Source organism: Amycolatopsis xylanica (assembly GCF_900107045.1).
GTDB lineage: Bacteria > Actinomycetota > Actinomycetes > Mycobacteriales > Pseudonocardiaceae > Amycolatopsis > Amycolatopsis xylanica.
Genome location: NZ_FNON01000002.1, coordinates 779592 through 791564, shown reverse-complemented (window position 1 = coordinate 791564; position 11973 = coordinate 779592). Strand labels below are relative to the sequence as shown.

At 68.0% G+C, this 11973-nt stretch carries 12 protein-coding genes; 3 read left to right on the top strand and 9 right to left on the bottom strand.

What is annotated here, in order from left to right; genetic code table 11:
• Positions 1 to 101: 101 nt before the first annotated feature.
• The 3 genes from BLV57_RS11585 to BLV57_RS11575 are packed head-to-tail and all read right to left on the bottom strand — an operon-like array spanning position 102 to position 3951.
• Entirely contained in the window at positions 102 to 929 is an 828-nt protein-coding gene (locus BLV57_RS11585; protein WP_091288632.1) for a YceI family protein, read from the bottom strand.
• On the bottom strand, positions 926 to 3457 hold the full coding sequence (locus tag BLV57_RS11580) for an MFS transporter (RefSeq protein WP_091288631.1): 2532 nt from the start codon (positions 3455 to 3457) through the stop codon (positions 926 to 928). Before BLV57_RS11580 ends, BLV57_RS11585 begins: the two co-directional genes overlap by 4 nt.
• Positions 3454 to 3951, bottom strand: coding sequence for a MarR family winged helix-turn-helix transcriptional regulator (locus BLV57_RS11575; protein WP_091288630.1), 498 nt, complete (start codon positions 3949 to 3951; stop codon positions 3454 to 3456). Before BLV57_RS11575 ends, BLV57_RS11580 begins: the two co-directional genes overlap by 4 nt.
• 202 nt (positions 3952 to 4153) lie before the next feature.
• Here BLV57_RS11575 and BLV57_RS11570 point away from each other — a divergent pair, with 202 nt between their 5' ends.
• Positions 4154 to 4315 carry a DUF397 domain-containing protein gene (locus tag BLV57_RS11570; protein WP_091288629.1) on the top strand — a complete coding sequence of 54 codons (162 nt, stop codon included), beginning with the start codon at positions 4154 to 4156 and terminating at the stop codon, positions 4313 to 4315.
• A gap of 7 nt (positions 4316 to 4322) precedes the next feature.
• Positions 4323 to 4748, top strand: coding sequence for a PPOX class F420-dependent oxidoreductase (locus tag BLV57_RS11565; RefSeq protein WP_091288628.1), 426 nt, complete (start codon positions 4323 to 4325; stop codon positions 4746 to 4748).
• Here the strand turns inward: BLV57_RS11565 and BLV57_RS11560 are convergent.
• Positions 4711 to 6300, bottom strand: coding sequence for an alkaline phosphatase family protein (locus BLV57_RS11560; protein ID WP_091288627.1), 1590 nt, complete (start codon positions 6298 to 6300; stop codon positions 4711 to 4713). The two genes, BLV57_RS11565 and BLV57_RS11560, sit on opposite strands and share 38 nt — an antisense overlap.
• On the bottom strand, positions 6297 to 7340 hold the full coding sequence (locus BLV57_RS11555) for a glycosyltransferase family 2 protein (protein ID WP_245757270.1): 1044 nt from the start codon (positions 7338 to 7340) through the stop codon (positions 6297 to 6299). The genes BLV57_RS11560 and BLV57_RS11555 overlap by 4 nt, the downstream gene beginning before the upstream one ends.
• 36 nt (positions 7341 to 7376) lie before the next feature.
• Here BLV57_RS11555 and BLV57_RS11550 point away from each other — a divergent pair, with 36 nt between their 5' ends.
• Positions 7377 to 8765 (top strand): FAD-binding oxidoreductase, encoded by a 1389-nt coding sequence (locus tag BLV57_RS11550; protein WP_091288625.1) that lies wholly within the window; start codon positions 7377 to 7379, stop codon positions 8763 to 8765.
• A 308-nt stretch (positions 8766 to 9073) separates the two neighbouring features.
• Here BLV57_RS11550 and BLV57_RS11545 read toward each other — a convergent pair whose 3' ends face one another.
• The 4 genes from BLV57_RS11545 to BLV57_RS11530 form a co-directional block, all read right to left on the bottom strand.
• Entirely contained in the window at positions 9074 to 9772 is a 699-nt protein-coding gene (locus BLV57_RS11545; protein WP_091288624.1) for a DedA family protein, read from the bottom strand.
• Between the two features lie 35 nt (positions 9773 to 9807).
• The gene (locus BLV57_RS11540) at positions 9808 to 10131 is read right to left on the bottom strand and encodes a hypothetical protein (RefSeq protein ID WP_091288623.1); all 324 of its coding nucleotides are present in this window, start codon (positions 10129 to 10131) and stop codon (positions 9808 to 9810) included.
• A complete protein-coding gene (gene nagA / locus BLV57_RS11535; protein WP_091288622.1) occupies positions 10128 to 11279 on the bottom strand; it encodes an N-acetylglucosamine-6-phosphate deacetylase in 1152 nt (383 codons plus the stop codon). Before nagA ends, BLV57_RS11540 begins: the two co-directional genes overlap by 4 nt.
• A 92-nt stretch (positions 11280 to 11371) precedes the next feature.
• Positions 11372 to 11950, bottom strand: coding sequence for a SigE family RNA polymerase sigma factor (locus BLV57_RS11530; protein WP_176968569.1), 579 nt, complete (start codon positions 11948 to 11950; stop codon positions 11372 to 11374).
• Positions 11951 to 11973: the final 23 nt, after the last annotated feature.

Sequence of the window (11973 nt, the reverse complement as noted above, 5' to 3'; positions counted from 1 at the left end):
GTCCCTGGGATGGACGGACGAAACAAGGGCCACCCTTGTCACACTCAGGGTTACAAGGGCCATCCTTGTCACGTTCGCGACCCGGCCACGCCAGGCCCGCCCTAGACCTCCAGGTCAGGCAGAACCGAGCCCTGCACGGCCTCGATATCCAGCTCGATCTTCACGTTCGTCCCGATAGCCGCCACCCCGGCCCTGATGATCGCGTTGTAGTTGATCGCGAAGTCGTTCCGATGCAGCTGGGTCTCGGCGTGAAAAGCCGCCCGCACCCCGCCCCACGGATCGGCCGAGTAGCCGCCATACCGCAGGTCCAGGTCGATCGACCGCTCTTCCCCATGCAGCCGCAGAAGCCCCGAGAGCGTCCACGAGTCGCTGCCGCGCTGCCGCAGTCCCGTGCTGTCGAACACGATCGTCGGGAAGCGGTCGACGTCGAGGAAATCGGGCGAGCGCAGGTGGTCGTCGCGCATTTTGATGCCGGTGTCGATGGCCGCCGCGGTGATCTCCGCGTGCACCGACGACTGCTCGACCGGCCTGCCGACCATGATCGTGCCGGTCAGCTCGGGGAAGCGGGCCTTGATGCTCGCGATGCCGAGATGGCGGGCGGTCGCGACCACCGACGAGTGCGCCGGGTCGATCGTCCACGGGCCGGGCGGCGGCAGCTCCAGTGCGCCTTCGACCGGGACCAGTGAGACGTGACCGATCGAGCCCGTGCCGTCCGAGCCGATCTGGGCGGTCTTCGCGATCGGGTTGTAGCCGGACGAGGTGATCACCGCCGTGTACACGCCGGGCGGGAGCGCGGGGGTGGCCACCGAACCCTGCGAGTTGGCCACCACCCGCGCCACCTGCTGTCCGGACATGTCCGTCACGGTCAGCACGGCGTGTTCGACCGCCCAGCCTTCAGCCGTGCGGATCTGCCCGGACAGCCCTGTCATGAGAGCAGCTCGTCGAAGGCCTGGTCGTAGCCGAGGCGGACGTCGTGCTGAGCCTCGGCGCCACCGGTCAGGGTGACCTCGCTGGTCGCGGGCGGGTAACCGCTGGCGACGACCGTGTACGCGCCCTCGGGCAGGTCGGTCAGCAGGTACTTGCCCTCGCCGTCGGTCCTGGCGACCGCGGCCACGTTGCCGTCCTTGTCGAGCACGGTGATCCGCGCGTCGGGCACGATCCGGCCCTCCTCGGTCGTCGCCGTGCCCGTCAGCCGGACCGCGCCGGTCAGCTCGATGTCGTGCGCGATCGTGCCGCTGTCGGGCACCGTCAGCGTCAGCGCGACCGGCCGGAACCGCTCGCCGCTCGCCACCAGCGTGTAGTGCCCGGCGCCGATGCCCTGGAACGTGAACGCCCCGTCGGCCAGCGTGATGAACGCGCCGCTCACGTCACCGCGGTCGTCGGTCAGGGTGACCGTCGCGCCGCCCACCGGCGAGCCTTCGCCCGCCTTGCGGACGACGCCGGTGACGCCACCGGAGCCGGTCAGCGTGATGTCCAGCTTCGCGGGCCCGTTGCCGACGACCACGCTCGACGCCTGCGGCTGGTGCCCTGGCGCGGACACGATCAGCACGTAGGTGCCGTTGAGCGGGGTGGTCACCGAGTAGCTGCCGTCTGCGGCGCCGGTGCCACGCGCGACCTGGCGGCCACGCTGGTCGATCAACGTCAGCGCCGCGCCGGTGACGTGCGTGCCGTCCTGCCGCCGGATGTGCCCGGTGACCGGCTGCCCGCCGCCGAAGTCGGAGCTGAGCTCCGCGGATGGCAGCGTCAGCGCGCCACTGTCCGGCTTGTACTCACCATGCCCGTTCCCACTGGCGATGGCGTGCTTTCCGGCGCCGACGAGCACCGGCTCGCGCTCCTGCTCGACGACCGGCTCGACCGGAGTCTCCTCCTCGAACAGTGACTCGGCGCCCTCCATCGCGGCCGCGGGCGACGGGCCGTCGACGAGCGGGATCTCCTTCATGAACAGCAGCACGATCGTGGCCAGCAGCGCCACGCCGGCGGCCACCATGAAGACGGTCGTGATCGAGTCGGTGAACCCGGTCAGGATCGGGATGCGCACGGCGTCCGGCAGGCTCTGGATCTTGGACGTGTCGGCCTGCAGATCGCCGAGCCCGCTGCCCATGCCTTCCGGCAGCTTGCCGCCGAACGCCTTCGAGATGTTGCCCGGCAGCGTGTTGAACAGGATCGTCAGGAACACCGCGACACCCGCGGTGCCACCGATCTGCCGGAAGAAGGTCGCCGACGCGGTCGAGACGCCCATGTCGCTCCGCGGTCCCGCGTTCTGCACGGCGATGATCAGCGTCTGCATACAGCCACCGAGGCCGAACCCGATGATCGCGGCGAAGACCAGCGGCATCCACAGCGGACTGTTCCATTCGACCTGCGAGAACAGGAACGCGCCGACCGCGATCAGCAGCGTGCCGAGCACCGGGATGAACTTGTACCGCCCGGTCTTGCCGGTGATCTGTCCGGAAAGGACGGAGCCGGACATGATGCCCAGCATCAGCGGCAGCATCAGCAGACCCGACTCGGTCGGCGTGTAACCCTGCACGACCTGCATGTACTGCGGGATCATGGTGATCGCGCCGAACATCGCCACACCGACGATGACACCGCCGATGATCGCGACGCTGAACGTCGAGTTCTTGAACAGGCGCAAGGGAATGAGCGCCTCGTCCTTCATCAGCTTCTCGACGAGGATGAAGGCGATGATGCCGACGACGCCGATTCCGTAGCAGATAAGGGAGTTACGCGAGTCCCAGCCCCACTTCTGGCCCTGCTCGGCGACCACGAGCAGCGGCACGACGCCGATGGTCAGCGTGATCGCGCCCCACCAGTCGATGCGGTGGTCGTGGCGCGCGTGCGGGACGTTCAGCACGAACGAGACGACGACCAGCGCGATGATGCCGATCGGCACGTTGATCAGGAATACCCAGCGCCAGCCCGCGATGTCGAGCAGGCTGTCCAGCCCGGCGAAGAAGCCGCCGAGCAGTGGGCCGAGCACGGTCGACGTGCCGAAGACCGCGAGGAAGTAACCCTGGTACTTCGAGCGTTCCCGCGCCGGGACGATGTCGCCCATGATCGTGAACGCGAGCGACATCAGGCCGCCGGCGCCGATGCCCTGCACCGCGCGGAAGGCGGCGAGCTGGTACATCGACTGCGCGAACGTCGAAGCGATCGAGCCGATCACGAAGATCGTGATCGCGGCCAGGTAGAACGGCTTGCGCCCGTAGATGTCGGACAGCTTGCCGTAGATCGGCGTCGCGATCGTCGAGGTGATGAGGTAAGCGGTGGTCGCCCAGGCCTGCAGGTCGAACCCGTGCAGGTCATTGGCGATCTTGACGATCGAGGTGCCGACGATCGTCTGGTCGAGCGCCGCGAGGAACATGCCCATCATCAGCCCGGACAGGATCGTGACGATCTGCCGGTGGCTGAGCTTGGGCCCTTCGACGGCTGGTGGTGCGACGGCGGAACTCATGCGGAGGCCCCCTTGGCCTGGGGTTGATCGGCTAGTTGTGGAGAGGTCTTTTCGATGCCGGAGTTCAGGCGGCCGAACAGGGTGTTCAGCGTCTGACGGTCCTCTTCGGACCAGTCGTGCAGCACTTCGGCCAGCCAGACGTTGCGCGCCTTGCGGTTCTCCTCGAACACCCGGTGCCCCTCGGCGGTCGGCGCGAGCAGGCAGGCGCGGCCGTCCTCGGGATCGGCCTGGCGCTCGACCAGTCCATGCTGGACCAGCGAGCTGCTCTGGCGGCTGATCGTGGAGATCTCGGAGTGCAGGGACTCGGCGAGCCTGCTGGTGCGCTGCGGACCTTCGTGGATCAGCGTGAACAGGATCGCGTACGCGGCCCGTTCGACGCCGTCCGGTCCCTGCTTGGCCACCTGCGACTTCGCCCGGTTGATGAGCCGGACGAAGCGGACGAGCTCGTAACCCAGCTCATCGGCGAGGTCGAGCTCGGCTTTGGTCGTGTCCATGGGTCCCCTGCTTATTTGGCGGCTGCAACTAGTTGCCTCAAGCAAGGATGTGCCCGTGCGGTTGGTTGCGCAAGTCAAATAACTGACTGTGTGTCAGACGACACCATAGTTAGCCGATGCAAGCATCGTCACCTGGGTTTTTTGACCGATTTGTTCACTCGGGACGGTGACTTGCAGTGCCCGATAGGCTGAAACGCCTCTTATTCGGAGGCCAAGCGAGGGACGGGGAGCGGTCGGTGGCTGTGTCGAGGTCGCTGTGTTATCCGCAGCGGTCACCGTCAGGGACCCGTCGTCACCCGCGGCCGGTGCGCTGGTCGTCGCGGCTGCTGCTCCGGGGGAATTCGAGGACCGTTTCCCGGGTTGACCGCACTATGACCGACGACACAGCGCTCCGCAGGCTCTTCGGCGAGGTCCAGCTCGGCGTGCTCGCGACACTCAAGCGCGACGGCAGGCCGCAGCTGTCCAACGTCACGCACTTCTACGACGCCGACGCCGGCACGATCCTGGTGTCCATCACGGAGCCGCGTGCCAAGACCAAGAACCTCCGCCGCGACCCGCGCGCCAGCTACCACGTGACACTGCCCGACGGCTGGTCCTACGCGGTCGCCGAGGGCACCGCCGAGCTCACGGACGTCGCGAAGGAGCCGCACGACGCCACGGTCGAGGCGCTCGTCGGCCTGTACCGCCGTATCAAGGGCGAGCACCCGGACTGGGACGAGTACCGCGCCGCGATGGTGTCGGACGAGCGCGTGCTGCTGACTATTCGGATCGAGCGGGTGTACGGGATGACGCGGTAGCCCAGTCCAAGGGCTTGCCGTCGGTGTCGTCGTCCAGCGTCACGCCGAGCATCGCCGACAGGCTCGCCCCGAAGTCCACGACGTCCATGTCCGGCAGCGCGGTACCCGGTGTGAAGCCGGGCCCGCTCGCCAGCAGCAGCCCGTCGGGGCGGTGGTCGCCGGTGCGCCAATGGGTGTCGGGGCCGTGGACGACACCGGTCTTCGGTGACCAGACCGTCTCGATCGGCCCGCTGCGGCCCCAGTCGATCAGCAGGTCGGGCAGTGAATCGTCGGCTTCGCGGTCGTAGTGGTCTGAAGTGCGCGAGACCGCGCGGACCACGGGTTCGCCCGTCTCGACGTTGACCAGCGCGAGCAGATCCTCGGTCAGCTGGTCGCACACGGCCTCGTAGTCGGCGCGCTTGACGACGCCGGACGGCTCACGGCCTTCGAGGTTGATCCGCACCCCGCCGAACACGAAGTTGTTGGGGGACAAGAAGTATCGCTGACGGGCACGCTGCTCGGGGGTCGCCCAGTTCGGCACCGCGGGCAGCGGGTTCCGCGCCAATCGCCGCCGCAGGAACGGCAGCACGCCCGACGCCAGCGCCGGCATGCCCGACACCTTCCGCTTGGCGAACTGCTTCAGCGAGGATCCTTGGAAGCCTTCGGAAGCGGCCTGGTCGAGAAGCCGCAGCAGCTCGTGCAGCAGGTGACTGCCTTCGTAGCGCGGGCCCATGCCATGGCTGAGCAGCACGAACACCGTCGTGTCCTCCTCGGCCAACGCCAGGTGCTCGCCGATCGCGGTGTCGAGCTGGCGGTAGACCGACCGGATCGGGTCCAGCTCCTCGCCCAAGGCGGCCACGTAGGAGCGGTGCTCAGGGTCGTGCAGGTGCCACTGCTGATGGCCGATGCTGTGCGATTCCCCGTACACCGTCAGGAAAAGATCCCAGTCGCCCTTCGCGAGCAGCTGGGTCGACAGCTGCGTCTTCAGCTCGATGCCGTCGACGAGGCCGTGCGTCAGCGCGCGTTCCTCGTCGGCCGTGCGGTGGTCGCCCTCGCGGTGCAGGTAGTCGTCCGGCGCCCAATCGCGGACCAGATGCGGCTCGGCGGTCAGGATCGGGGTCAGGCCGATCTCGGTCTCGATCTCCTTGGCCAGCGCGGGCGGCGAGGTGTGGAAGCCGAAATGCCGGTCGTGGCAGGCGTATTCGCAGACCATCACGCCGTTCAACGGCTTCGCCTTCGAGTGCGGCACGTCCAGCACGGCCACCCGTTTGCCCGCGGCCGACAAGGTTTCCCAGAACGGGGTGCCGCGGATCTCCAGCGGACTGGTCAGCCTGCGCTCGTAGGTCTTGGTGTCGACCTCTTCCCAGCAGTGGAAACCGGTCCGCGCGGCCGTGCGCGCGGTGAAGAAGCTGCTCCACAGCGAGCCGACGAACAGTCCGTACGGATTGCGCGTGGTGGCCGACGCGCTCCGCTCGAGCAGCCGGGCGAGCGTGGGCACCTCACCGTCCGCCGCCATGGCGCGGATGGTGTCGGGGTCGCAGGCGTCGAGGGCGACGACGAGGATCTTGGTCATAGTGCGTGCTTTCCTCGGACCTTGGCGAAGTCCGCATCATAGGTAGGCCCATGGGAGAGGCGATCCGGCGCGTCCGTCGAGTAGAAGCACGCGATCGCCGGGATGACCATCGGCTCGCGCTCGGCGGTCAGCGCGCAGAGCAGGTCCCAGTCGCCCATCTCGCGCAGCGACTCGTCGAAGCGCGCGGCGGGCAGCCCGGCGCGGTGGCCGACGGCGCTGATGTCGGCCAGGTTCTCCTTGAGTAGCACCTCGCGGCTGTACGGGCGCAGCATCAGCCGGGGCAGGCTGCCGCCGGCGCCGCGATGCACCCGCTCGATGTCGTCGATGACGAAGCCGCCGTACGCTGCCTCGACCTCGGGATGCTTGCCGAACGCCCAGGCCAGCGCCTTGAGCCAGAGCGGGTGCATGGTGTTGTCGTCGTCGAGGTAGGTGATGACCTCGCCGGTCGCCACGTCGAGTCCCGCGTTGCGCGCCGCGCAGACGCCGCCGTGCCCGGTGCGGATCGATCGGACTCGCGGATCGTCGAAACCGGCGATGACCTCGGGGGTCTCGTCGGAGCTGGCGTCGTCGACGATCACCAGCTCCAGGTTCGGATACGCCTGCGTGAGCACGGACGCGACCGCGCGCGGCAGCAGCCCGGCCCGGTTGTGCGTCGGCATGATGACCGAGATCTTGGGGCCGGTGGACAGCTCGAGCTGGCCGAGCCACTGGGTGAACACGTGCACGGACTCCGCGCTCTCCAGCCCGTCGGTCCGGATGTGCAGGCCTTCCAACGCGGTCGTGTGCCCCGCCAGCCAGTCGTTGTTGTGCCGCAACGCCTCTTTCAACGGCTCGAGCGCGGAGATCCGCTCGTTGATGCCGAAGAACTCCTTGCCATGGTCGCCGAGGCCGCGGCTGTGATCCTCGATCGCTTTGCCATGGTCGGTCAGCCACTGGGTCATGTGCTCGCGTGAGGCGACCAGCGCCTCGATCGTGCGGGCCTGCTCTTCGACGACGGTCCGCAGCCTGGCCAGCTCCTCGGCCATTGCCTGGTGATCCACCCGGGCGACGATAGCCGATGGAGTTACCGTTGACGCATGAGCAACGACGCCCTCGTCACCCGGCTGCGTGAGGAGCTCGGCACCGCGGCCGTGCTCACCGACGCCGATGTCACTGACAGTTACGCGCGCGACATGATGCCGCTCGCGCCCGTCGGAAAACCGCTGGCAGTGGTGCTGCCTGTCGATGTGGAGGGTGTCCAGGCGACTGTCCGTGCTTGCGCCGAGGCGGGCGTGCCGATCGTGCCGCGCGGTGCCGGCAGCGGGCTTTCGGGCGCGGCGAACGCCATCGACGGCTGCGTGGTGCTCGTGCTGACCAAGCTCGACCAGATCGTCGAGATCGACGCGGGCAACCGCCTCGCCGTGGTCCAGCCGGGCGTGGTGAACCTCGATTTCCGCAACGCCGTTGAAAAACACGGCCTGTTCTATCCGCCGGACCCCTCCAGCTACGACTGGTGCACCATCGGCGGCAACCTGTCCACCAACGCGGGCGGGCTGTGCTGCGTCAAGTACGGCGTCACCACGGATTCGGTGCTGGGACTGGAAGTCGTGCTCGCCGACGGCTCACTGCTGAAGACCGGCCGCCGCACGGTGAAGGGTGTCGCCGGCTACGACCTCGCCCGGCTTTTCGTTGGCAGCGAAGGAACTCTGGGCGTGATCACCCAGGCGACCGTCGCGCTGAAGCCGTTGCCGCAGGCACCTTCGACACTCGTCGCCGGCTTCAGCAGCACCGAGGCCGCCGGCGAAGCGGTCGCCAGGGTCGTGCGCGAGGGCCTGGTGCCGTCGCTGCTGGAGATCATGGACGCGACGTCGATCAAGGCGGCCGAGACGTATCTCAAGACCGATCTCGGCGCTGGCTCGGACTGCCAGGCGTTGCTGCTCGCCCAGTCGGACTCCGGCGGCGAGGTCGCGCGGCGCGAACTCGCCGCGCTGGAACAGATCTGCGTCGACTGCGGCGCCAGCCTCGCCTACGCCACCGACGACATCGCCGAGGGCAACATGCTCCTGCAGGCGCGCCGCGTCGTGTTGACCGCGCTGGAGATGTACGGCGTCTGGCTGACCGACGACGTCTGCGTCCCGCGCACGCGCATCGCCGAGCTGATCGCCGGATGCCAGCGGGTGAGCGAAAAAGTCGATCTGCGGATCGCCGTCGTCGGGCACGCGGGCGACGGGAACATGCACCCGACGATCGTGTACTCGCCGGACTCCGAGGACGAGTTCGCCCGTGCTCAGCAGGCTTTCGACGAGATCCTGGAGATCGGGCTTTCGCTGGGCGGGACCGTCACCGGTGAGCACGGCATCGGCAAGATCAAGCGCGAGTGGCTCGCCAAGGAGATCGGGCCGGTCGGGCTGAAGGTGCACCGGCAGATCAAGCAAGCCCTGGACCCGGGCAACCTCTTCAACCCGGGCTCGATGTTCTCGCTCTAGAAGGGGTCGTGAGTGGTACGGCCGGTTCTAGCGGACCGGTACTTGGCTACCTGTCGCCCGAGTGTCGGTGCGAGTGGAAGGTTTGCTCCGTTGGGTGCAGAAATTCTTCCACTCGCGCGGCTCGTCCACCGTGGCACGTGACAAGGGCCGCCCTTGTCACGCTCTGGGTGACAAGGGCCGCCCTTGTCACCCAGACCGCGGCCGGGTGAGTGGGAAACGCCCCGTCCGTGCGCGCCAGCCAAGGCCACGTCACGGGTAGGTCATCGAATACCGGTTCGCTCTAACCGCCCGCAACACTCACGAGCCTCTTAGCCGTCGATGCGGGGGATGCGCTGGGTGACCTCGGCGTCGGCCTCGGGGTGCGCGTTCTTCTCGCGACGCGCCTTGAGCCACTCGAGCGCGATCGGGACCACGGAGACCAGGACGATCACGATGAAGATCGCGTCCACGTTGTTCTTGATGAACTCGATGTCGCCCAGCAGGTAGCCGAGCACCGTGATGCCCGCGGCCCACAGGATGCCGCCGATGACCGTGTACGTGAAGTAGCGCTTCGGGTCCATCCGGCCGATGCCGGCGATCCAGGTGATGAACGTGCGGACGAACGGCACGAAGCGCGCGAGCACGACGGCCTTCGGGCCGTGCTTCTCGAGGAACGCGTGCGTCTTGTCGACGTATTCCTGCTTGAAGAACTTGGAATCCGGGCGCTTGAACAGCGCGGGGCCCGCCTTGTAACCGATGAAGTACCCGGTCGCGTTGCCCAGCAGCGCGGCGATCGTGACCAGCACGCAGACCAGCCAGAGTGGTGCCTTGATGGTGTCGTTCGCGATGAACAGCCCCGCGGTGAACAGCAGGGAGTCACCGGGCAGCACCGGGAAGATGCTGCTCTCGATGAAGATGATCAGGCACAGCACGGCGATGACCGTCGTGGTCAGGCCCGAAAGCAGGTGCTGCGGGTCGAGCCACGAGGGCAAGAGGGACATCTGGACCGTGGTCTGCGCGAGGATCACGACAAAAACGGTACAGGGTCACCCTGAGTGCGGCCCTACAGCAGGGTCAGCAGCCCGACGACCGAGCCTGCGGCCAATCCCAGCAGCACCGCGAGCACCAGGATCCACACCACCGGCAACGGTGACTGCGTCGCCACCACCGGCTGCTGGACGGTCGGTGGCGTGACCTCCTCGGTCGACGAATCGAGCGCGGCCCGCTCCCGTTCGAGCGAGTCCGCGCCGGTGCCCGACAGCAGCCCGTACTGCAACGGCGGCATGCTGCCGGTCGTCGACTCGACCGGTGTGGTGGACGGCGCGAAGACGGCCTGCGCGCGCAGCGCGTCGGCCAGCAGCCGTTCCGGGTCCTTCCCCTCGCTCATGACCCCACGGTAGCTGTTCCGACCTCGGCGACCCACTCACCCTTGCGGAGGACCTTCGACGGACGCAGCTCGTCGTCGAGCACGACGATGTCCGCGGCCAGGCCCGGCTTCAGCGAACCGGTGCGGTCGGCGATGCCCAGCAGCTCGGCCGGCTTGCCCGACGTCGCGCGGACCGCGCTGAGCAGGCCGAGCTTCGCGCCATGGACCAGGTTGCGGAACGCCGTGTCCATGGTCAGCGTGCTGCCGGCCAGCGAACCGTTCTCGGCGAGCGTCGCGACACCGCCGCTGACGTCGACCTCGAGGCGCCCGAGCCGGTAGCTGCCGTCGGCCGCGTCGGTCGCCGACATCGCGTCGGTGATCAGCACCGTCCGGCTCAGCCCTGCGTGCACCGCGGCCAGGCGTAACACGGTCGGGTGAATGTGGACGAGGTCGCAGATGAGCTCGACCGTGATGCGCTCGTCGTCGAGCAGCGCGCCGATCGGGCCTGGCTCGCGGTGGTGCAGCGGGCGCATGCCGTTGAACAGATGCGTCGCGACGGTCGCGCCCGCGTCGATGGCGGGCCGGATCTGCTCCTCGACGCCGTCGGTGTGCCCGAGCGCGGCGATGACGCCGGACTCCGCGAGCTGGCGGACGGCCTTGACACCGCCGTGCAGCTCCGGCGCGAGGGTGACCATACGAATCGCGCCGCGGCCCTTGGCCAGCAGCGCGTTGATGGTCGCCGTGTCCGGTTCGAGTAGCGTGTCCGGGTCGTGGGCCCCGCAGCGCGCCTTCGAGATGAACGGGCCTTCGAGGTGGATACCGGCGATGTCGCCGTCCTCGTGCAGCTCGCGCAGCGCGGCGATCTGGTCGCAGAGCAGGCGGATCGGGTCCGACACCAGGCTCGCCATCATCGTGGTCGTGCCATGCCGCCGATGCGCGCGGACCGCGGTCAGTATCTCCTCGGGATCCCCGCTGGAGAACGAACCGCCACCGCCGCCGTGGCAGTGCGTGTCGATGAAACCGGGCACGACCAGTGCCCCGCCCACGTCCACGTGATGCCCGTCGGGAGGTGTCCCGCTACCAATCTGCTTGATCAGCCCTCCGGAGACGGCAATCCAGCCATCGTCCAGTAGACGGTCCGGGCCTGCCACCCGGCCGCCCGTGATCACAAAGTCTCCGGCGCCCTTCACGCACCCCAGCATATATTGGTCTGGACCAGACATGGCAGATACAACTTTGCGGTTTGATACGGATCACCGGGTCAGTTGGAGGTCTGCATGGCCTTTTGCAGTGCTTCAAGCGCCCGGCTGGCGGTTGACTTAACGGTACCCTTCGAAATACCGGCGGCCTCCGAAATCTCGGCCTCGCTCAGCCCGCCGTAGTAGCGGAGCACCAAAACCTCGCGCTGACGTGGGGGAAGCTTGGACAGCGCGCTGACCACCGCCTGGTGCTCGGTGGACAGCATCGCGAGGCTTTCGGCCGATCGAGCGTTCACCGCGTGTGGCGGGACGTACTCGCGCGCGGTCTTGCGGCGGCGCAGCACGCTGCGTGACCCGTTGACCACGGCGGTGCGCAGGTAGCCGATCGCGGCGGCGGCGTCGCGCAGGTTTCCCCAGTTACGGTGCAAACCGGTAAACGCTTCCTGTACGACGTCCTCGGCCGTCGCGGGCTCGTCGACGAGCAAGATCGCCAGCCGCACCAGGCGCATGCGATGCTGGCGATAGAGGTCTTCCAGTGTCAGCGGTGCTGGGGCGGCCTCCCGTGCGGGTGCCGGCCCATCGATGATGCGAAGGTGTCCGAGTGTGGCTTCCACACTCCGCTCCGCGCTGCCCTCCAACATGTGCCCCGCCTGTCGTTGACCCT